This is a genomic window from uncultured Rothia sp., from assembly GCF_963544205.1.
Classification (GTDB): domain Bacteria; phylum Actinomycetota; class Actinomycetes; order Actinomycetales; family Micrococcaceae; genus Rothia.
In genome coordinates this window covers 264418-285018 of the sequence record NZ_CAUUDY010000001.1, presented here as the reverse complement: position 1 = coordinate 285018, position 20601 = coordinate 264418, and the positions used below count along the sequence as shown (strand labels likewise).

At 57.8% G+C, this 20601-nt stretch carries 20 protein-coding genes; 14 read left to right on the top strand and 6 right to left on the bottom strand.

Features of this window, described 5'->3' with window-relative positions:
• Positions 1-199: 199 nt before the first annotated feature.
• The 11 genes from infA (at position 200) to glmM (ending at position 8894) form a co-directional block, all read left to right on the top strand.
• On the top strand, positions 200-421 hold the full coding sequence (gene infA / locus RWZ58_RS01130) for a translation initiation factor IF-1 (RefSeq protein ID WP_005505018.1): 222 nt from the start codon (positions 200-202) through the stop codon (positions 419-421).
• Between the two features lie 124 nt (positions 422-545).
• Entirely contained in the window at positions 546-659 is a 114-nt protein-coding gene (gene rpmJ, locus RWZ58_RS01125) for a 50S ribosomal protein L36 (RefSeq protein WP_004005257.1), read from the top strand.
• 180 nt (positions 660-839) lie between these two features.
• Positions 840-1208, top strand: a complete 369-nt coding sequence (gene rpsM, locus RWZ58_RS01120; RefSeq protein WP_005505026.1) for a 30S ribosomal protein S13 — start codon at positions 840-842, stop codon at positions 1206-1208.
• 68 nt (positions 1209-1276) lie between these two features.
• Positions 1277-1684 (top strand): 30S ribosomal protein S11, encoded by a 408-nt coding sequence (gene rpsK, locus RWZ58_RS01115; RefSeq protein ID WP_005505028.1) that lies wholly within the window; start codon positions 1277-1279, stop codon positions 1682-1684.
• 138 nt (positions 1685-1822) lie between these two features.
• The gene (locus RWZ58_RS01110) at positions 1823-2815 is read left to right on the top strand and encodes a DNA-directed RNA polymerase subunit alpha (protein ID WP_005505031.1); all 993 of its coding nucleotides are present in this window, start codon (positions 1823-1825) and stop codon (positions 2813-2815) included.
• 105 nt (positions 2816-2920) lie between these two features.
• Positions 2921-3574, top strand: a complete 654-nt coding sequence (gene rplQ / locus RWZ58_RS01105; protein ID WP_298700072.1) for a 50S ribosomal protein L17 — start codon at positions 2921-2923, stop codon at positions 3572-3574.
• A 175-nt stretch (positions 3575-3749) separates the two neighbouring features.
• A complete protein-coding gene (gene truA, locus RWZ58_RS01100) occupies positions 3750-4715 on the top strand; it encodes a tRNA pseudouridine(38-40) synthase TruA (RefSeq protein WP_314656864.1) in 966 nt (321 codons plus the stop codon).
• A gap of 365 nt (positions 4716-5080) precedes the next feature.
• Entirely contained in the window at positions 5081-5524 is a 444-nt protein-coding gene (gene rplM / locus RWZ58_RS01095; protein WP_005505035.1) for a 50S ribosomal protein L13, read from the top strand.
• A gap of 32 nt (positions 5525-5556) precedes the next feature.
• Positions 5557-6048, top strand: a complete 492-nt coding sequence (rpsI, locus tag RWZ58_RS01090; RefSeq protein WP_005505036.1) for a 30S ribosomal protein S9 — start codon at positions 5557-5559, stop codon at positions 6046-6048.
• A 177-nt stretch (positions 6049-6225) separates the two neighbouring features.
• On the top strand, positions 6226-7293 hold the full coding sequence (gene ppk2, locus RWZ58_RS01085; protein ID WP_314656862.1) for a polyphosphate kinase 2: 1068 nt from the start codon (positions 6226-6228) through the stop codon (positions 7291-7293).
• A 242-nt stretch (positions 7294-7535) separates the two neighbouring features.
• On the top strand, positions 7536-8894 hold the full coding sequence (gene glmM / locus RWZ58_RS01080) for a phosphoglucosamine mutase (RefSeq protein ID WP_314656861.1): 1359 nt from the start codon (positions 7536-7538) through the stop codon (positions 8892-8894).
• A gap of 176 nt (positions 8895-9070) precedes the next feature.
• Here glmM and mscL read toward each other — a convergent pair whose 3' ends face one another.
• The 3 genes from mscL to coaA all read right to left on the bottom strand — a co-directional run bounded on the left by mscL (position 9071) and on the right by coaA (position 11792).
• Positions 9071-9451, bottom strand: a complete 381-nt coding sequence (gene mscL / locus RWZ58_RS01075; RefSeq protein WP_049327571.1) for a large conductance mechanosensitive channel protein MscL — start codon at positions 9449-9451, stop codon at positions 9071-9073.
• A gap of 292 nt (positions 9452-9743) precedes the next feature.
• A complete protein-coding gene (locus RWZ58_RS01070; protein WP_314656858.1) occupies positions 9744-10616 on the bottom strand; it encodes a M15 family metallopeptidase in 873 nt (290 codons plus the stop codon).
• 219 nt (positions 10617-10835) lie between these two features.
• The gene (gene coaA, locus RWZ58_RS01065) at positions 10836-11792 is read right to left on the bottom strand and encodes a type I pantothenate kinase (RefSeq protein WP_314656857.1); all 957 of its coding nucleotides are present in this window, start codon (positions 11790-11792) and stop codon (positions 10836-10838) included.
• 183 nt (positions 11793-11975) lie between these two features.
• Here coaA and glmS point away from each other — a divergent pair, with 183 nt between their 5' ends.
• From glmS to RWZ58_RS01050, 3 genes are all read left to right on the top strand, one after another.
• Entirely contained in the window at positions 11976-13859 is a 1884-nt protein-coding gene (gene glmS, locus RWZ58_RS01060; RefSeq protein WP_314656856.1) for a glutamine--fructose-6-phosphate transaminase (isomerizing), read from the top strand.
• Between the two features lie 254 nt (positions 13860-14113).
• Complete coding sequence (locus RWZ58_RS01055) at positions 14114-14551, top strand: holo-ACP synthase (protein WP_005505045.1); 438 nt, start codon at positions 14114-14116, stop codon at positions 14549-14551.
• 69 nt (positions 14552-14620) lie between these two features.
• Positions 14621-16207, top strand: a complete 1587-nt coding sequence (locus tag RWZ58_RS01050; RefSeq protein WP_314656854.1) for a bifunctional ADP-dependent NAD(P)H-hydrate dehydratase/NAD(P)H-hydrate epimerase — start codon at positions 14621-14623, stop codon at positions 16205-16207.
• Positions 16208-16423: 216 nt separating this feature from the next.
• Here the strand turns inward: RWZ58_RS01050 and RWZ58_RS01045 are convergent, their stop codons facing one another.
• The 3 genes from RWZ58_RS01045 to RWZ58_RS01035 form a co-directional block, all read right to left on the bottom strand.
• Positions 16424-17905 (bottom strand): sugar transferase, encoded by a 1482-nt coding sequence (locus RWZ58_RS01045; protein ID WP_314656851.1) that lies wholly within the window; start codon positions 17903-17905, stop codon positions 16424-16426.
• A 509-nt stretch (positions 17906-18414) separates the two neighbouring features.
• Positions 18415-19197 carry a phosphatase gene (locus RWZ58_RS01040; protein WP_314656848.1) on the bottom strand — a complete coding sequence of 261 codons (783 nt, stop codon included), beginning with the start codon at positions 19195-19197 and terminating at the stop codon, positions 18415-18417.
• Positions 19198-19225: 28 nt separating this feature from the next.
• Positions 19226-20488 carry a glycosyltransferase gene (locus tag RWZ58_RS01035; RefSeq protein WP_314656847.1) on the bottom strand — a complete coding sequence of 421 codons (1263 nt, stop codon included), beginning with the start codon at positions 20486-20488 and terminating at the stop codon, positions 19226-19228.
• Between the last annotated feature and the right edge of the window lie 113 nt (positions 20489-20601).

The following is a 20601-nucleotide window of genomic DNA, read 5'->3' as shown; positions in this document are numbered from 1 at the left end:
CCTTTTAAACCTTAAGTGCCTGATGTCATAAATATCACGGTTGTTTTTCCCTGCTCTTTGCCGTAGAGTTAACAGTTGGTTGTTTGTGCCAGTGTTAAGTGCGCCTTAAAACGCCCCAGCACCTCACCGCGGTGAGCTCACAAACAGAAGATACATTTGCCCGCCGCACCTGCGACGGGCACCGACGTTAGCGGAGGATATGGCTAAGAAAGACGGCGTCATCGAGATTGAAGGCTCTGTGGTTGAAGCTCTGCCCAACGCGATGTTCCGTGTTGAGCTGGATAACGGCCACAAGGTTCTCGCACACATCTCGGGCAAGATGCGTCAGCACTACATTCGCATCCTGCCTGAGGACCGAGTAGTAGTGGAACTGAGCCCCTACGACCTTTCCCGAGGTCGTATCGTCTACCGTTACAAGTAAACCCGAGATAAACGTCGCCCCTGGCGGCGTTTAAATCGTGTTCAAAGGGATAACGCAGTTCCCCAACGTAAGTGAGGGAACCTCTTATCTCGCCAGTAATCAAGTTGCAATCAAAAGGAATGCGATGAAGGTCAAGCCGAGCGTTAAGCCGATCTGCGATAAGTGCAAGGTGATCCGCCGTCACGGTGTGGTCATGGTGATCTGCGAAAACCCGCGCCACAAGCAGCGCCAGGGCTAATCCCTAGCAGCTGACTTCATAGTCGCCCCGGTAAGAGGGCGGAATTGTCATAGGCACCGCTCCGAAGCAACGCCCGCGAGGCGCCTTCGGATACCTCCGGACTCAGAGGCCGGGGACCGGGTCAGAACAACCCGGGCAGTGATGCTATAGACCTCTGGAAAACAACAAGGAGAAGCCAGTATGGCACGTCTCGCTGGAGTTGATATTCCCCGCGAAAAGCGCGTGGAAGTTGCTCTCACTTACATCTACGGCGTGGGTAAGACCCGTGCACACGAAACCCTCGCTGCTACCGGCGTCAACCCTGACACCCGCGTCAAGGACCTGACCGACCAGGAGCTCGTGGCACTTCGTGACTTCATCGAAGGCAACTACAAGGTTGAAGGTGATCTTCGCCGCGAGGTTGCAGCTGACATCCGCCGTAAGGTTGAAATCGGTTCCTACCAGGGCCTGCGCCACCGCCGCGGCCTGCCGGTTCACGGTCAGCGCACCAAGACCAACGCACGTACCCGTAAGGGCCCGAAGCGTACCGTCGCAGGTAAGAAGAAGTAAGACACGTTGCTCTGTTGGATATCTCTATCCGACCAACGTATAAGTAAACCTTTGTAGGAGAATCAAAAATGCCTCCCAAGACTCGCGCTGCGGCAGCTCGTAAGACCAACCGCCGCAAGGTTAGCAAGAACATCGTTGCTGGTCAGGCTCACATCAAGTCGACCTTCAACAACACCATCGTCTCCATCACCGATCCCACCGGTGCAGTGATCTCCTGGTCCTCCGCTGGCGACATGGGCTTCAAGGGCTCCCGTAAGTCCACCCCCTACGCCGCACAGCTGGCTGCTGAGGCTGCTGCAAACCGCGCCAAGGAGCACGGCGTCCGCAAGGTTGACGTGTTCGTCAAGGGCCCCGGTTCCGGTCGCGAAACCGCAATCCGCTCCCTGCAGGCTGCAGGCCTCGAGGTCGGTTCGATCCAGGACGTTACCCCCGTTGCACACAACGGTTGCCGTCCCCCGAAGCGCCGCCGCGTCTAATTAGGTTCCTGACCTAATCCCTCGACGGGTACGCTCCACGGAGTTGTGCCCGGAGAGTACAGACACCCGTCTGCTTCCTAAGATATGTTTTCCCCAACCTGTGGGCTCATATAGCGGAGCTCACCGAAAGGAAACAAAGTGCTTATTGCACAGCGCCCCACTCTGACTGAAGAGGTCGTAGCGCCCAACCGCTCGCGCTTCACCATCGAGCCTCTGGAGCCCGGTTTCGGCTACACCATGGGTAACTCCCTCCGCCGTACTCTGCTGTCCTCCATCCCCGGCGCCGCTGTTACTAGCGTCCGCATTGATGGTGTGCTGCACGAGTTCAGCACCGTTCCCGGCGTGACCGAGGACGTCACTGAGATCATCTTGAACATCAAGAAGCTCTCCATCTCTTCTGAGAACGACGAGCCCGTCGTGGCCTACCTGCGCAAGCAGGGCGAAGGTGAACTGACCGCAGGCGACATCGAGGTTCCCGCTGGCGTGGAGATCCACAACCCGGAACTGCACCTGGCAACCCTGAACGCCTCGGCAAACTTCAACGCTGAGCTGGTTATCGAGCGCGGTCGCGGCTACGTGACTGCAGCTCAGAACAAGGTCGGCGATGGCGAGATTGGCCGTATCCCGGTTGACTCCATCTACTCCCCGGTTCTGAAGGTTACCTTCAGCGTGAACGCGACCCGTGTTGAGCAGCGCACCGACTTCGACAGCCTGACCCTGGACGTCGAAACCAAGGAAGCCATCGCACCGCGTGACGCCGTTGCTTCTGCAGGCAGCACCCTGGTCGAGCTCTTCGGCCTGGCACGTGAGCTGAACATTGCAGCTGAGGGTATTGAAGTTGGCCCGTCGCCCGCCGACGAGTCCATGGCCGCTGATCTGGCACTGCCGATCGAGGACCTGAACATGTCCGTCCGCTCCTACAACTGCCTCAAGCGCGAGGGCATCCACACCGTGGGTGAGCTCGTGACCCGCAGTGAAGCTGACCTGATGGACATCCGTAACTTCGGTGCTAAGTCCATTGACGAGGTCAAGGCAAAGCTCATCGAGCTCGGCCTGGCTCTGAAGGACTCCCCTCCCGGTTTCGAGCCTGCTGCACGCCCGCTTGATGACGAAGACGGTTCCGGCGAATAATTTCGACCGAATAGTTCACCCGGTTCCACCGGGATCAGTCAAACTTGATTCCCTAAGAGGCTCCGCTGCTGGGGCGTTAGGGAACGCAACTATGGAGATTTAACTATGCCTACTCCCACTAAGGGTCCCCGCCTCGGCGGTTCCCCGACCCACGAGCGCCACATGCTCAACAACCTGTCGGCGCAGCTGTTCCAGCACAAGCGCATCACCACCACCCTGACCAAGGCAAAGCGCCTGCGTCCGGTGGCTGAGCGCTTCATCACCTTCGGTAAGAAGGGCGACCTGGCTGCTCGCCGTCGCGTGCTGCGTTCGATTGCCGACAAGTCCGTCGTGCACGAGCTCTTCACCGTCATTGCTCCCGCAATGGCAGAGCGCCCCGGTGGTTACACCCGCATCATCAAGATCGGTAACCGCAAGGGTGACAACGCTCCCATGGCAGTCATCGAGCTCGTCATGGAGCCCGTTGCAACCAAGGGTGCAGTTGCTGAGGCAACCAAGGTTGCTGAGAAGGCAGCTGAGGCTCCCAAGGCTGAAGCAGCTGAGGGCCTGCCCGCAGGTTCCCACGCACCCCTGGAGTCCGGCGAGGCTCCCGAGGGCTTCGAGGTTAAGGGTAACGCCGATTCCATGAAGTACCACGTGCCCGGTTCCCGCTGGTACTCCAGCACCAAGGCTGAAATCTGGTTCGACTCCGCTGAGTCGGCAGAGGCTGCAGGTTACGCCCCCGCAGGTGGCGCAGCAGCACAGAAGGTTTCCGAGTAATACGGATCCCAGCTGATTTAGGCTAAGCCTAAAATATGTCAATCCGCCGTCCACTGCTGTGGGCGGCGGATTGGTGTATCTGCATACTTAACAAGGAGACGGTTCTTTGCGTATTCGCTAATACAAGAGCCAATCCGTATTCTTCAACCGTCCTTTACCGCTGAAAGGCACACCAATGCATAACGCTACTGCTTTAGAGAACCGTGAAGAACAGCCCTTCACTGCTACGCACCGCGTGCGAATTGATTGTGCCTACGACGGTTCTCTTTTTAGCGGGTGGGCTGCCCAACCGAACCTGGTTACCGTGCAGGGGGTCATTGAGAACGCCCTTGAACTGATTTTGCGGGCGCCTCACCGCGTGGTGGTCGCGGGCCGAACCGATGCCGGTGTGCATGCGGAAGCCCAGACCCTGCATTGCGATTTGAACGATGAGGATTGGACTCGCCTGCAAGGTCGAACGGGGGAGGACGACCCGACGGCTGCCCTGGGCCGCCGCCTCACCGGTGCTCTTCAGCGTTGTCTTTACGATGCGGAAGAGCAGTTGAACTTGCCGAAGAACGTTCGCGGTATTCTGCAGGGCGCTATTCAGATTCACCGCGTGAGTGAAGTTTCTTTTGAATTTGATGCGCGTTTCTCGGCTACCGGTCGCCGCTACGTATATCGCATTGCAGATGGCGCGGCGGACGGTCTTAACCCTCTGCACCGTACCTACACCTGGGCGGTACCTGAGCACCTGGATTGTGCTGATCTTAACCAGTCAGCGCAGCGGCTACTCGGTCTGCGTGATTTTCTCTCCTTCTGCAAGCCGCGTGAAGGCGCAACCACGATTCGTGAGCTACGAGAACTCAGCTTCACTCGTACTGAAAGTGGCCTTATTGAGGTGCGTGTGGTGGCTGATGCCTTCTGTCATCACATGGTGCGTTCACTCGTGGGTGCGTTGGTGCTCTACGGCACGGGTAAACGTGACGCCGCCTGGTTGCGTGAGCGGATCGAGAACCCGGGACGCGAAGCTTCGCTGACTCTGGCGCCTCCGCATGCTCTGGCACTAGCTGAGATCTACTACCCTGCTCCGGGGTTGTATGGGGAGCAGGCGGAACGTGCTCGAGCAAAGCGCGAGGGACACGAAGCACAGAGCGCTTAACGCCCTGTATATATTGAGCCCTGTCACGTTGCTCATGCGCCGTGAAGCGTCGCGGGGGAGCGCAACTACCTCAGGTGAATTACACAGATGGAATTTAAAATGTGTTTAAGGCAAAAAAAGCCCTATTTTTAAGGCTTTGGCGGTGGATTAAGCACTCGACGTCCTGTATAGTCTTGATATGTTGTGCGTGTTCTACCCGAGCGCGCTCTAAATCGCTGTCTAGTTGCAGGACGTTAAGGCGGTCTAGAGTACGGGCAGAACGGGCGGCAGCTCGGTCCTCACCCGGGTGTTCGTCATGCACGTAAGTAAAAGGCGCGATACCCAACTAAGCGCCGTATGTACATTTCGAGACAAAGGCCAATATTTTGCGCACTTATACTCCCAAGCCCGGCGAAGTCGAGCGCCAGTGGCACGTCATTGACGCCACCGACGTTGTTCTCGGCCGCCTCGCAAGCCAGACCGCTATCCTGCTGCGCGGTAAGCACAAGCCGACTTTTGCTCCCCACGTTGACACCGGTGACTTCGTTATCATCGTGAACGCTGAGAAGGTCGCCCTGACCGGTGCAAAGCTCGAGCAGAAGCGTGCATACCGCCACTCGGGTTACCCCGGCGGTCTGAAGTCCGTGAACTACGCAGAGCTGCTTGAGACCAACCCCGTTCGCGCGGTTGAGAAGGCTGTTAAGGGCATGCTGCCCAAGAACAAGCTTGCTGCACAGCAGCTCAAGAAGCTGAAGGTCTACGCTGGCCCCGAGCACCCGCACGCGGCACAGCAGCCCAAGACCTACGAATTCAACCAGGTCGCCCAGTAATTCGGGCCTACGAAGAAACAATAGGAGAAATCGTGGCTCAGAACGAAGAGCAGATCGTAGTCGAGGAAGAGCTGACCAGCTACACCTCGGAGTCCGCTGCCCCCGCAGCGGCTAAGGCAGCACGTCCGGCACTGACCGTTGCAGGCGCAGCAGTTGGTCGCCGCAAGGAAGCAGTGGCACGCGTTCGCGTTGTGCCCGGTTCCGGTAACTGGACCATCAACGGTCGTAGCCTGGAAGACTACTTCCCCAACAAGCTGCACCAGCAGGACGTCAACCAGCCCTTCAAGCTCCTCGAGCTTGAGGGTGCATACGACGTCATCGCACGCATCAACGGTGGTGGCCCCTCCGGTCAGGCAGGTGCTCTGCGCCTGGGTATCGCTCGTGCACTGAACGAGATCGACCGCGAGAACAACCGCCCCGCACTGAAGAAGGCTGGCTACCTGACCCGTGACGCACGCGTCATCGAGCGTAAGAAGGCTGGTCTTAAGAAGGCACGCAAGGCTTCGCAGTTCTCCAAGCGTTAATCGCTGGTTTTCACGAAGCGTTACGCCCCGTCTCTCCCTAGAGAGCGGGGCGTTTTGCGTATCTACTCACCGTGAACGTTACAAGGTTATAGGGTGCATGTAACTGTTACGTTTGTTCATCGAAGAGCACACCGGTAGAGTTAAAGAGTCAAAGCAGACAGGAAGAAAAGAGTACTCATGGCAGAGCAGAATCCCTCCACCCAGCCCGAAGAGAAGGCTGTGGAGGCTCCTCAGACTGAAGCCCACCAGCACACCGCTGAAGGCGCACACGCACACACCGGTTCTGAGAAGAAACAAGCCATTAAGGAAGCCCTGAAGCCCCAGGCACGCCGCACCTCCGTTGTTGAAGACTACTCGGCAGAGCTGGACGAAATGGCTTCCCTCACCCGTGCCCTCGGCAAGGACAAGAAGGACGACGAGATTTCTCAGGCTTGGAAGAAGGGTTACCCCTACGACACCAAGCTCAGCCGCAAGGCATACGAGAAGGAAAAGCGTGCCCTGCAGATCGAGCTGCTGAAGCTACAGCTCTGGGCTAAGTCCACCGGTCAGAAGATCCTCATCATCTTTGAGGGCCGTGACGCAGCAGGTAAGGGTGGCTCCATTAAGCGCTTCACCGAGCACCTGAACCCCCGTGGCGCTCGCGTTGTCGCACTGGAGAAGCCGACCGATATCGAGCAGACCCAGTGGTACTTCCAGCGCTACATCAAGCACCTGCCCTCCGGCGGCGAAATCGTCCTGATGGACCGCTCCTGGTACAACCGTGCCGGTGTTGAGCGCGTTATGGGCTACTGCACCCAGGCACAGTACTTCGAGTTCATGCGCGAAGTTCCGGACCTGGAGCGCATGCTGGTGAACTCCGGTATTCACATCATCAAGTTCTGGTTCTCCGTCACCCGCGAAGAGCAGCTCGCACGCTTCACCTCCCGCCGTACCGACCCGGTCCGTCAGTGGAAGCTTTCCCCCACCGACCTGGCATCCCTGGACAAGTGGGACGACTACACCGCGGCAAAGGAAGCAATGTTCTTCTACACCCACACCGGTGACGCCCCCTGGACCGTTATCAAGTCCAACGACAAGAAGCGCGCACGTCTGGAAGCAATGCGTTACGTGCTCTCCCAGTTCGACTACCCCGCCAAGGACGAGGCCGTTGTCGGCGAGCTCGATTCGCTGATCGTTCGCTCCGCCTCCGACGTCTTCGAGGACGAGTCCGGCGACTCTCCCGACGGTTTCCCGGTCGTCAAGTAATCGTTGTGAACGGTGCATGAGCCTCGGCTCACCCTACGCGGTATAGCCGCGTAAACAGCTTGCGCTATAAAGGTGCCTGTCTCTCTTTTCCCAACCTCGGGAACGGAGAGCAGGCGCCTTTGCGTGTCTGCAGAAACATTAGCTATGAAGCACATATGTAGCCGCTGAAAATCACTTTCTGATTCTGAAGAAAATGCGGTGTATACGCCTGAGGAGAGTTATGCGCATCGTAAAATAAAAGGGTGACTGAACGACTTTTTGGAACCGACGGCGTACGCGGTCTGGCAAACGATGTAATTACTCCCGCCCTGGCTATGGAGCTCGCGCAGGCGGCCTCTATTGTGCTGGGCTTTGACACGGTAGAAGAGGGCGTACGCCCCCGTGCCGTGATCGCAAATGACTCCCGATCCTCTGCAGACTTTATTGTCTCTGCGATGAAGGCTGGCTTCGCTAGCTCAGGCGTTGACGTGCTGGACGCAGGTATCGTCCCCACCCCCGCAGCAGCGTACCTGGTGGCGCACACCGGAGCTGACTTCGGCGTGATGATTTCTGCATCGCACAACCCCGCAGCGGACAACGGTATTAAGTTCTTGGCACGTGGCGGCCAGAAGCTGGAAGACTCCGTCGAGGACGCTATTGAGCGCGTCTACCGTGAGAAGTCCTTCCGCTACCCGACCGGTGGCGCTGTGGGTACCGTCAAGCCTCTGGAGAACGGTACCGAAGCTTACGTGAAGCACCTGGTTTCCACTCTGCCCGAGGGCAAGCCCCTCACCGGCAAGAAGATTGTTCTGGACTGCGCAAACGGTGCAGCATACGCGGCATCTCCCGCAGCTTTCGAGGCGCTGGGTGCAGAGGTCATCGCACTGGCTGTAGAGCCCAACGGCACCAACATCAACGACGGCGTGGGCTCCACCCACCCCGAGAAGCTGCAGGCAGCAGTGGTTGAGCACGGTGCAGACCTCGGTATCGCACACGACGGCGACTCTGACCGCTGCCAGGCAGTTGACGAGAAGGGCAACCTGGTAGACGGCGACCAGATTATGGCTATCCTGGCTGTTGCCGCTAAGCGCGAAGGCAAGCTCGCCAAGGACACCCTCGTCGCAACTGTGATGAGCAGCCTGGGCCTGGAGCTGTACCTGCGCGAGCACGGCATTACCCTCGGCCGCACCGCTGTGGGCGACCGCTACGTCCTCGAGTCTATGCGTGAGCACGGCTACAACCTCGGCGGCGAGCAGTCCGGCCACGTCATCATGAGCGACTACGCAACCACCGGTGACGGCGTTCTGACCGGCATCCAGCTGGCTGCAGAGGTGGCACGTAGCGGTCAGCCCCTCTCGGAGCTGGCATCCCGCATGCAGCCCACCCCGCAGCGCCTAATTAACGTCAAGGGCGTTGACCGTGGGGCGGTCAAGACCAACGAGGCGCTCGCTACCGCCGTGAGCGAGGCTGAAGGCGTACTGGGTGAGAGCGGCCGCGTGTTGCTGCGTGCATCCGGCACTGAGCCTCTGGTCCGCGTGATGGTTGAAGCTGCAACCCAGGAGCAGGCCGATGAGGTTGCTCAGCAGCTGGCAGACGTTGTGGCTAAGGAACTGGCACTCTAAACGTATTCTCTTCCGGTGCGAAGACCGGAATGGAGGATAGAGAAAGGGCTGGGAAGGTGTTACCTTCCCAGCCCTTCTTCGTTATCTTGGGCGGGTGTAGGGGATAAGGATACGGAAAACCCCCGTATCCACAGGGGATACGGGGGTTTGAAAGTTAGTGTTAGAGAGCAGAGAAATTACTTCTTTGCCAGAGCGTCGCGGATCTCCTTCAGGAGGTCAAGCTCGGTCTCTTCCTTTTCAATAGCCTCGTCTTCAGCCTTCTTCTTAGCCAGCGCGAGTTCAGTCAGCTTCTGAGTGGGCACAACAACTGCGAAGTACACAGCAGCTGCAATCAGGATGAAGTTGACAATAGCGGTCAGGAACACGCCAACCTTGATCTGGCCGAAGACCAGGAAGTTGTCGAAGTTGGGGGAGCCAACCAGCATGGAGATAGCCGGCATCAGGACGGCCTGGACAAGCGAGGTCACCACAGCGGTGAAGGCGGTACCCATAATCAGACCAACTGCGAGGTCGATGACGTTACCGCGGATTACAAAATCTTTAAAACCCTTAAGCATGAGATATAGAATAGCGCCTTTCAGGTGTTCAAAATGCCATATTCTGAGAAAATTTTCACCGTAAAGCATGTGTTTTTCTTCACAATGGTTCTATGGTGCCCAATACTTAAGGTCTATGTCACATGAAGTTGAGTAAAAATCTCTGTAGACCCTGTAAAACCGCGGATTTACGGGTGATATACGCAAGAAAATATGCATATGCTGTGCCTATTTATTTCTGACATGGAAGCTAGAAATACGATACACATCACCGCTCAACGCGCCTGGCGGTACCGCGCGGTTAGCTCAGAGGCTAGTTTGCACTTGCATAATCGGGTGCCGCGCCCGTACCGATAAACTCCTCAAAAGTCTTCGCGCCCGAAGACACATATTCTTGAGCAGTCTGCACACCCACATACCGGTAATGCCACGGCTCAAAACGATAGCCAGTCACTGACTGACGGCCATCAGGGAAACGCAAAATATATCCGTAACGCGGAGCATTCTTCGCCAACCACTGGCCAGCCAGCGTATCGCGGTAACACTCCTCCAGCCGGCACCCCTCAGGAGAAGCGAAATCAATCGCCAAACCTGTCTGATGCTCCGAATATCCGGGACGCGCCGACAACTGATCTGCCACCTGCTGACCGTTCACTGAAACCCAATACTGATAGGTCTGCTGCTGCACCGCATATGAACGATACGCGCTAGAAACAAGCAGGGTCACACCATCAGCAGCAGCCGCATCAATCATCGTGTCCGCTGCCTTAGCCGCCTCGGCACGCAACTGCTGACCATAGAAATCCACCAGGTCACTCGGCTCCCAATCCAGCTGCGCAAAGGGACGCATCTTATTCACAAGACAACGCAGCGAATCCGGCTGAGCCTCAACACTCGGCTGCGCTGGAGCGAGCGTGGCGGATCCCGATGCGCTCGCAGAAGCGGTGGGGGAGGGAATAGTTGAAGAGGCAACACCGGTGGGAGAAGGGATGCCAGAAGCCGAAGCGCTTGCCGCCGAGGGCGAAGATGCAGCAGAGGAAGAGGCTGCAGAAGATGCAGAAGAAGATGCAGAAGAAGATGCAGAAGAAGCTGACGAAGAAGCGCCCTGACCCTGCGAACCGCATGCTGCCAGTAACGCGGTGCCACCAACGCCCAAAGCCGCACCCAGAAGAGTGCGACGGTTCATCACAGAACTTTCAAAAGACCGCTGAGAATCGGATGTGCGGCGCGGGGAATTCACAATAACTCCTAATCATGGTGCGTAACGGTGCATACAAAAAGCGCCGGAAGCCTAAACCCACCCCGCGAGGGAGTGGAGCCTCCGGCGCCTTCTTCTAGAATGCACCACAAATGCATGACACGAGTGGCAAAAGCCGCACAAGAACACTAAAAGCCCAAAAAGCCTCTAATTCTTACGCAGAAGAACCTGCTCCACGGTATGCTCAGCACCCTTCTGCAGAATCAAATGCGCACGAGCACGAGTCGGCAAAACATTCTGCACCAGGTTCGGCTCATTCACGCTCTTCCAAATGCCGGTTGCTACCTCGACCGCCTGCTCATCGCTCAGCTCCGCATAACGCTTGAAATACGACTCAGGATTCGTAAAAGCCGAAGAACGCAGCGTCAAGAAACGATTCACATACCAGCGCTCAATATCCTCAGTGCGGGCATCCACATAAATAGAGAAATCAAAGAAATCACTCAGCGTCAAATCGGAAGTCTCCGGACCCTCAGCCTGCGAAGGCGCCAAAACATTCAGGCCCTCAAGAATCAGCACATCCGGTGCCGTAACCTCAATGTGCTCATCCGGCATGATGTCGTAATACAAATGCGAATACTTCGGTGCCACCACGCGCTCCGCACCAGACTTCACCTGCGACACAAAATTCAATAGAGCGCGGCGATCATATGACTCAGGAAAACCCTTACGGTGCATAATGCCGCGACGCTGCAGCTCCGCATTCGGATACAAGAAACCATCCGTAGTCACCAGCTGAACCTTCGGGGTAGAAGGCCAACGGCTCAATAACGCCTGCAAAATACGCGCCGTCGTCGACTTGCCCACAGCAACAGAACCCGCCACACCAATAATGAACGGGACACGCCGCTGAGACACATGCAGAAAATCATTTGTCATATGGTTCAGTGAAGACGCAGCCGTCACATACAGATTCAGAAGACGAGAAACAGGCAGATAAATACGCTGCACCTCTTCAAGGTCGACAGTTTCACCCAGACCTCGAAGAGACTCAATCTCCTCAGCACTGAGGGGGACAGAAATCTCATCGGCTAGGTGCGACCAACGGGAACGGTCAAGACGCATGAAACGGTCATCGCCAGAAAAATACGGTGCGGTGCTCATTTATCTAAGTGTACGAACTTTCAGCCCGCGGGGAAAATACCTACTCTCACGGTTTGTCCGAAGAAATAAATTTATGGAAAGAAAAGGATAAAACCCGAAAAGCTAGGAAAGCCACAATAAACGTGATGTGTAACGGTATTTCACCGTGCGCATATTCGGATACTTGTGGGATAAACTTATAGCATGTGTGGAATCGTAGGATATGTAGGTCTGGACACTGCTCCGGACGGTAACAAGTTTGATCACAACGCATACGATGTGGTCCTCGAAGGTCTGCGCCGCCAGGAATACCGCGGCTATGACTCTGCTGGCGTGGCACTGGTGTGCCCCGACGGCATCGTATTCCGTAAGAAGGCAGGCAAGCTCCTGAACCTCGAAAACGAGGTCAAGGAAAACCCCCTGCCGGACTCCCAGATTGGTATCGGTCACACCCGTTGGGCAACCCACGGTGGACCCACTGACAACAACGCTCACCCCCACGTTGTCGACAACGGCCGCCTCGCCGTCGTTCACAACGGTATTATCGAAAACTTCGCAGAACTGCGCGCTGAACTGATCTCTGAAGGCGTAGAGTTCGCATCCCAGACCGACACCGAGGTAGCTGCAGCAACCATCGCAAGCATCTACAACAAGCTCGGTACCGGTGACCTCACCGAGGCAGTACGCGTTGCATCCAACCGTATGGAAGGTGCTTTCACCATCCTGGCTGTTCACGCCGACCACCCGGACCGCGTTGTGGCAACCCGCCGCAACTCCCCGCTGGTTATCGGCCTGGGTGAGAACGAGAACTTCCTCGGCTCTGACGTCTCCGCGTTCATTGATTACACCAAGGAAGCCGTCGAGATGGGTCAGGATCAGATCGTGACCATCACCGGCACCGACTACTCCATCATCGACTTCGAAGGCAACCCCGCAGAGGGCAAGCCCTTCCACATCGAGTGGGACGCAGCAGCAGCCGAAAAGGGCGGCTACAACTCCTTCATGGAGAAGGAAATCCACGAGCAGCCCACCGCAGTTGAGCAGACCCTCATGGGCCGCCTCGACGAGAACGGCAACCTGACCCTCGACGAACTGAACATTGACGACTCGGTGCTGCGCTCGATCGACAAGATCATCGTCGTTGCATGTGGTACCGCAGCATACGCAGGCCAGGTGGCACGCTACGCCATCGAGCACTGGTGCCGCATCCCCACCGAGGTTGAGCTCGCACACGAGTTCCGCTACCGCGACCCCATCGTGAACGAGAAGACCCTCATCGTGGCACTCTCGCAGTCCGGTGAAACCATGGACACCCTGATGGCTGTGCGTCACGCACGCGAACAGGGCGCAAAGGTTATCTCCATCTGCAACACCCACGGATCGACCCTGCCCCGCGAATCCGACGCTGCGCTGTACACCCACGCAGGCCCCGAAATCGCAGTGGCATCCACCAAGGCATTCCTGGCACAGATCACCGCAGCATACCTGCTCGGCCTGTACCTGGCACAGCTGCGCGGCAACAAGTACAAGGACGAAATCGCATCGATCCTCGCCGAGCTGCAGAACATGCCCGCAAAGATCCAGAAGGTCATCGACAACGACACCCAGGTCAAGGAACTGGGCGTCGAAATGAAGGATGCTTCCTCCGTGATCTTCCTCGGTCGCCACGTGGGCTTCCCCGTCGCAATGGAAGGCGCGCTCAAGCTCAAGGAAATCACCTACATCCACGCTGAAGGCTTCGCAGCAGGCGAGCTCAAGCACGGCCCCATCGCACTGATCGATGAAGGCCAGCCGGTCATCGTAGTGGTTCCCTCCGCAAACGGTCGCGACTCCCTGCACGGCAAGGTCGTCTCCAACATCCAGGAAGTGCGCGCACGCGGCGCCTTCACCATCGTCATCGCCGAGGAAGGCGACGAGGCAGTCAAGCCCTACGCAGACCGCCTCATCACCGTCCCGGCATGCCCCTCGCTGCTGCAGCCCCTGCTGGCAACCGTGCCCCTGCAGATCTTCGCATGCGCACTGGCAGAAGCTAAGGGCCTGGACGTTGACCAGCCGCGTAACCTCGCAAAGTCCGTGACCGTGGAGTAATCCTCGGAAATTGCCTCAGCGATAACGAAAGGGCGGTGGTTGAGTTCTTAGAGAACTCAACCACCGCCCTTGTCGTTTAACCAGACCCTCAACGAGGGCAGCACCCCAACCAAAATAGAAGCAACGAAATAGGCCGCATCAAGGCGTCATATTTGACGCTAAACCGCCCAAAAGACGCGAACCTCGCTAGACTTAAAACAAGAGAAACCGCAAACAGGACGCGGCCACCACCCCTACCGCAGAAGGTGAAGCTCATGATTATGGGAATCGGCGTAGATACCGTCAACATCGAACGATTCGAACGAATCGTGACCGAAACACCCGCCTTCGTCCGCCGCGTCTTCACCCCCAACGAACGCACCCGGAACGTGCGCTCCCAAGCCGTACGATTTGCCGCCAAAGAAGCCGTCGCAAAAGTACTCGGAGCACCCGCAGGACTCAACTGGCAAGACTGCGAAGTAGCCACCGCCGAAAGTGGCCAGCCCTACCTCATCATTCAGGGCACCATCGCCCGCCGAGCCAAAGAACTCGGCATCAACCGCATCCACCTCTCGCTGACCCACGACGAACCCATGGCTATCGCCATCGCAACCGCCGAATACCTCAGCGACGCAGAACTGGCGCACCTGCAAAAGTTCAACCCCGAAAGCTACCGACTCAGCGTCATCGCCGGAGATGACACCGACGACTAACGCAGAGCCACACCAACACCACACCAGGTGACCCCTAAGGCCCGCACGGTGCCACCCAAGGAGACAGCAATGAAGCTCATCTACACTGCTTCCCAGGTACGCGAAGCAGAAAAGCCCTACATCGAAGCCGCCGACTACGACGGCTACCTCATGCAACGCGCCGCAGACGCCGTCGCAGCCGAAGCGCAGGACCTGCTCCGCGGCAAGGAGAAAGCAAAAATCCTGCTGCTCATCGGCCCGGGCAACAACGGCGCAGACACCATCTACGCCGGTGCCCGCCTCAGCGCCAAGGGCCACCGCGTTGACGCAGTCATCTTCGACTCCAGCGAAAAGAACCTCGAACTCATCGCCCGCGAAGGCGGCGAAGGCACCCGCGTACTCGACCCCGAACACACCCTCGAACACCTTATCGGCTACGACCTGACCATTGACGGCATCCTGGGTACCGGCTCCAGCGGCGCCGTACGCGGTAGCGCCGGCGAATACCTGAGCACCCTGCGCGAAGCCCAGAAGAACGGCAAGCTCGGCGCAGTCCTCGCCGTAGACACCCCCTCCGGAGTCGACAACAACCGCGGAACCGTGCACGAACCCTCCCTGCGCGCCGATCGCACCGTCACCTTCATCGGCCACAAGCTACCGGCAGGCACCTGCCACAGCGTCCACTCCGGAGACATCAAACTCTACGACCTGGGCGTTCCCGAAGCCCTCAACGCCCACAAGCCCGCCCTGCGCGTCCTCGACCGCGAAGACTACCGCGAACTCATCGAAGTACCCGACGAGCACTCCCACAAGTACACCCGCGGCGTACTGGGCATGCTCACCGGAAGCCTCGAATACCCCGGTGCAGCCCTCATGAGCGTACGCGCAGCCCTCAACACCGGCGTGGGCATGGTCCGCTTCAACGCCAACTCTCACGAGCTACGCCAGCTCATGATTGCTCACAACCCCGAAACCGTCTACTTCAGCGGCGCCCCCGCCTTGCAGAGGGTCACCGTCTGGGCCGGCGGATCTGGCTCTAGCCACGACTCGCTGGATAAGAACCGCTACCTGCTCCACTCGCCCGAACCCGCCATCCTCGACGCTGGCGCCTGCGACCTGGCGGCAGAATACCTGGCAACCGGCAAGCACCTCGGCTCCCACAAGATCCTCACCCCGCACGCCGCAGAGCTCGAACGCTTCCTGCGCATCGTGCACGAGCTCGCCCCCGAAACCTGGAAGAAGCACCTGGGTGACGCCATCGTACCCAGCCGCAAGGATATCGACGCAGAGCCCTTCCGCTGGGTGCGTGCCGCCTCCGAGCTTTCCGGTGCCACCGTCATGCTCAAGGGCGGCTACACGCTCATTGCGGCACCCAACGGCGCCACCTACAGCGTTGCCGGAGGAAGCCCCTGGCTCGCCACCGCAGGCAGCGGCGACACCCTCACCGGCATCTACGGCGCCCTGCTCGCCCAAACCGTAGCCGCCTTCGACGCCCGCGGAGAAGCCCTAGAAGGGTGCACCTTCGCCTCCATCGGCGCGCTCGCAGTCTACCTGCACGGTGAAGCAGCACGCGCCAGCGCCACCGGAAGCGTCAAGGACGCTCTGCCCGGCCCGGCACCCGCAACCCGCGTCGCGCAGATGCTCCCCGAAGTCATCGCGCGCCTCATCGCCGAATAGGGGAACAGAACTAGCGCCCTGATGTTCTGACGCTTGTCTAGAAGCGAAGAGCTGACCAGACACCCTGGGCACACAGAAGGGGCGTGAATCCACCGGAATTGGATTCACGCCCCTTCAACGCGCTTATATCAATACACGATGCCGAGCTGCCTGTGCCGGGACAGCATCACTAAAAACCGGCATACGAACCAGCGGGAGAAACTCCCACCATCCTTCTTAGTACGCGCCTTCCTTAGCGAAAACCGCACGGACAGTACGCAGAAGAATAATGAAGTCACCGGTAAGCGACCAGTTCTCAACATAGTAGAGATCCAGACGAACCGACTCTTCCCAGGAGAGATCACTACGACCCGAAACCTGCCACAGGCCGGTAATACCCGGCTTCACCAGCAGACGGCGGTACGCAATGTCCTCGTACTGCTCAACTTCCTCAACCAGCGGAGGACGCGGACCCACCAGCGACATATCGCCAATGAACACGTTCCACAGCTGAGGCAGCTCATCAATCGAGTACTTACGGATGAACTTACCAATGGGGGTAATACGCGGGTCGTCCTTCATCTTGAAGAGCACGCCGTTACCCTCGTTCTGCTCCATGAGGCGCTTCTTGACCTCTTCAGCGTCAGTACGCATCGAACGGAACTTCACCATCTTGAAAAGCTCACCGTTCAGACCCACACGGTTCTGAAGGAAGAAGACCGGGCCGCCATCACGCTTAACCAGCAGAGCAACCACCAGGAACAGCGGAGAGAGCAGAATCAAACCCAGACCCGAGGACACAACGTCCACGGCGCGCTTGAAGAACGCCGACAGACCGGTAATACGCGGAGTCGACACGTGCACCAGCGGCAGACCGTTCAGCGGCTGCATGTGCATACGCGGACCAGCAATATCGGTCGTAGCCGGAGCCATAATCAGCGAAATATGCGCATCCGCCAGCTTCCAACCCAGCAGACGAACCTGATCCGGGCTCAAGTGATGGCCATTCGTAACAGCGACCATGTGAATATCATTCTCGCGGATAGCTTCCATAATGTCAGCCGGAGAAGTGCTGTAACCAAGCACCGGAATCGGCGCACCAGCAACAGTAGTACCGGGAGTGAAACCGGGCAGGTAGAACGCAGCGGGGGACAGGCCGGAAGCAACCACATCCTTCAAGTTCTTATACAGGTGCTGACCGGTCGTCACATCAGAAATAATCATGACGCGAGTCAGCGCGCGACCGCGAGTACGCGAACGCACCAGACCCTGACGAATAACCCAACGCTCCATCAGCAGGAAGAACAGACCCAGCGGATAAGCAATCAGCAGGTACATGCGGGTGACGTCAACCTTGAGGAAGAACGCCACAATAATCAGCAGGCAGAAGAAATAAGTACTGCCGCGAGTAATGAGGCGGTACTCCTCAGTGCCGAAACCCATAATGCGCAGGCTACGGGAGCCGTTCACCTGGAGAATAAACCACCAGCCAACGGTCAGGCCAATACCCAAGAAGATATAGTCCATCGCGGGTACGCGGCCATCGAGAACATTAATAGGCCAAACGTTCACATAGGGCAGGTCAGCATTCTCCCACCCGAAACGAATCAGATGCGCAGCGATAACCGCAACAGCAATGGCGAGAAAATCGCCAAAGTAAAGGGCACGCTGAACCTTGGGATGCCAGCTTCGCTTGATAACGAAGTCTGAACCCCACATTTTTTTAAGACGATCTTGTACTTTCAACGGTGTAATCTTCCCCGGAAATTTGTCCTGTGTCGTGGACTGAGAGCGGCGAATAGGCACATTTACCCCTAATTATCGGTGAATAGGGAAATCGTGTCCTAATCTTTGTTCTGAATGAATGAGTGAACCCTTAATCTTGCTGAGTGAATAATGGCAGAGATTACGGTAAAGGCACTGGTTAGGCGCCTAGTGGAGCGTTATATGAGCCCACAGAGCGCATAAACGTGTTCCGTAAACTATTCTACGGGGTCGGGGGTCTCACGTCTCGAAGAATGAAGAGGCAAAGCCGCTCCGGTGTGATGAAATCAATCACAGAAAAAGAAGAGAATAAGAGCCTCCGGGAAGAATGCCTAGTGGAGCTAAGAAACTCCAAAAACTATCGGTATGTTTCACGCACCTGCAGGAAAACAATAACCGGCATATAAAAAGACAAATCCCGGAGGCTCAATAACAAGCCCTACGCACACGGCGTAAAAGGGACATTAAGGGCGCTCAAGCCCCGCACGATCCAAAATGAAATCAATCATCGGTTCATAGCGACGCGGCGGAACGTTATCATCCATCGGCACACACACCGGCAAATCTCCCTGCTCAGCCGCAACAAACAGACCCGGATCATTACAATCCGCAATGCCAATCGTCAGCAGCTTACGAGTAGACGCCGCATAACCACCCATACCGTGATCCGAAACCACCAGATCCGGGGTCACGCCGCGCGCCTCCAGCTGATTCAAAGCGATGCGCATCGGACCGGGGAAATGCGTATGCTGCAGGTTGCCGTACTGCTCAAACATCACGACATCCATAATCTGGCGGATGTCACCGTCAAGGAAACGCTCGCCCTCCTCAATCTGAAGAACCTCCGCGCCAGCAGCCTTCGCTGCCGCAGCCATCACCGCGTAAATGGGGAACAGACCCGCCGGGTGACCGGTCGCAAACAGAATGCGGGAGCCAGCACGCACTGCCTCACCGAAAATGCGGGCGTACTCCTCCAGGGCGCTGATGCACTGCTCGGCACCAATCGTGTCCTGGCCGTGAGTGTGCGAACGGTCCGGGTTCAGACCCGCGCGGCGGACCATCACCTCAAATACCGAATCGTAATCCCACTCGCGGGTCCACTGAACACCAAACTCAAGGTGCTCATTGCCATCCAGGAAACCCTGAATATGGTCCAGATTATTCTCACGCGGGGTCGCCACCTCGCCGGTAATGCGCACCGAATCCAGGTATGCGGCGAACTCATCGCGGCTCATGGAGAAAGACATCAAAACTCCTCACAACGTCAAAAATAAATTACTGCGAGATACCCTGACGTACCTCGGCATAAGCTTCAAGGGTCCTGCGTGCTGTCTGATCCCAACCCATCGTGCGGGCACGCGCCGCAGCGTTCGCACCCAACGAATGACGCAGATACGGCGCACGGACCAGGCGTTCAATAGCAGCCGCCCAACGCTCCGGAGTACGAGGCGCCACCAGCAGGCCCGTACGGTGGTTCTCCACCGCATAGCGCAGACCGTCAGCATCCGTAGCGAGCACCGCAGCGCCACACGCCTGCGCCTCCAACGCCACCAGACCGAACGTTTCAGAAGAGGATGGGGATGCCACAATATCGGCAGCACGGAAAATATTCGCCAACTCAGACGCCGGAACCGGGTCCTTCAAATGCACCCGATCTGCCACACCCAGCTGCTTCGCGCGTGCCAGCAGACAGCGCTCATAATCCGAATCGGAACGACCAATAATATCCACATCCACCTGCAAATCCTCGGGGAGCAGCGCGAGCGCCTCCACCAGCAGATGCGGACCCTTCAACGGCTGAGGCCTGCCGGCAAAAACAATGCGGCAACGAGTCTCCGAGGTGTCATTGAGCGGATGCACGCCCGGAATCGTATGGAAAATCGAAGTGTCGACACCCGGCGGGATAGTGGCAAGCTTCTGCGCGTCCGTACCGTAGTACTCGCTCATCTGCTGCGCCTCCAGGGGAGTGTTCACAATGACCCGGCTCGCGTAGCTACTCATCAGCCGCTCGGCGCGGTAGCGTTCCTCGGGTTCGGGCGCCTCGCCTTCGCCGCGGCGCGCGTCCTTGGCGGCAGCCGTCGTGTGGGGAGTAAAAAGAACAGGAACGGGGGAGCCGGCACCCTTCGCCGACCACAGCTCGGATGCGCGAGCGGCAGCCTGACCCGACAGCCAATAGTGGGCGTGAATAATATCCGGGGTGTACAGCGCCTGCTCCACGCATGCCTGCGCAAAATCATCGGTGACCGTAGCCAGCTCATTCTTAGAAAGACCACGGGCGGAAGGAAGATCAAGGCTGTGGCGCACAAGGCGCTCGCCGGGCTGAGGCGGCTGACGGAACGGCGAATCAGCCGGAAGCGCCTCACCGCGGTCCAGGGTGAAAACCTCAACCCGTAGCTCCGGGTCCAGCTCCAGCATGGCATGCACCGACCGGGCAATATAGACGTTCATGCCGCCTGCATCTCCGCTACCGGGCTGCGCAAAAGGGTCGGTGTGCATGGAATACATGTGAACCGTCCGAACCGGCGGCAGAGTGCTCATCGATGCTTTCCTCTCTAAAGGGGTACCTGACCTAGTGTAGCGCGACAGGACTTTCGCACAGCGGGAGGTCTAGAATTTACTAGAAGAGAGGCTGCTCAAGTACAGCCTGTAGT

What these genes read in the sequence shown, in the direction of transcription:
- infA (WP_005505018.1), top strand. Translation starts at nt 200, where the DNA reads ATGGCTAAGAAAGACGGCGTCATCGAGATTGAAGGCTCTGTGGTTGAA.
- rpmJ (WP_004005257.1), top strand. Translation starts at nt 546, where the DNA reads ATGAAGGTCAAGCCGAGCGTTAAGCCGATCTGCGATAAGTGCAAGGTG.
- rpsM (WP_005505026.1), top strand. Translation starts at nt 840, where the DNA reads ATGGCACGTCTCGCTGGAGTTGATATTCCCCGCGAAAAGCGCGTGGAA.
- rpsK (WP_005505028.1), top strand. Translation starts at nt 1,277, where the DNA reads ATGCCTCCCAAGACTCGCGCTGCGGCAGCTCGTAAGACCAACCGCCGC.
- rplQ (WP_298700072.1), top strand. Translation starts at nt 2,921, where the DNA reads ATGCCTACTCCCACTAAGGGTCCCCGCCTCGGCGGTTCCCCGACCCAC.
- truA (WP_314656864.1), top strand. Translation starts at nt 3,750, where the DNA reads ATGCATAACGCTACTGCTTTAGAGAACCGTGAAGAACAGCCCTTCACT.
- ppk2 (WP_314656862.1), top strand. Translation starts at nt 6,226, where the DNA reads ATGGCAGAGCAGAATCCCTCCACCCAGCCCGAAGAGAAGGCTGTGGAG.
- mscL (WP_049327571.1), bottom strand. Translation starts at nt 9,451, where the DNA reads ATGCTTAAGGGTTTTAAAGATTTTGTAATCCGCGGTAACGTCATCGAC.
- RWZ58_RS01070 (WP_314656858.1), bottom strand. Translation starts at nt 10,616, where the DNA reads ATGAACCGTCGCACTCTTCTGGGTGCGGCTTTGGGCGTTGGTGGCACC.
- coaA (WP_314656857.1), bottom strand. Translation starts at nt 11,792, where the DNA reads ATGAGCACCGCACCGTATTTTTCTGGCGATGACCGTTTCATGCGTCTT.
- glmS (WP_314656856.1), top strand. Translation starts at nt 11,976, where the DNA reads ATGTGTGGAATCGTAGGATATGTAGGTCTGGACACTGCTCCGGACGGT.
- RWZ58_RS01055 (WP_005505045.1), top strand. Translation starts at nt 14,114, where the DNA reads ATGATTATGGGAATCGGCGTAGATACCGTCAACATCGAACGATTCGAA.
- RWZ58_RS01050 (WP_314656854.1), top strand. Translation starts at nt 14,621, where the DNA reads ATGAAGCTCATCTACACTGCTTCCCAGGTACGCGAAGCAGAAAAGCCC.
- RWZ58_RS01045 (WP_314656851.1), bottom strand. Translation starts at nt 17,905, where the DNA reads ATGTGGGGTTCAGACTTCGTTATCAAGCGAAGCTGGCATCCCAAGGTT.
- RWZ58_RS01040 (WP_314656848.1), bottom strand. Translation starts at nt 19,197, where the DNA reads ATGTCTTTCTCCATGAGCCGCGATGAGTTCGCCGCATACCTGGATTCG.
- RWZ58_RS01035 (WP_314656847.1), bottom strand. Translation starts at nt 20,488, where the DNA reads ATGAGCACTCTGCCGCCGGTTCGGACGGTTCACATGTATTCCATGCAC.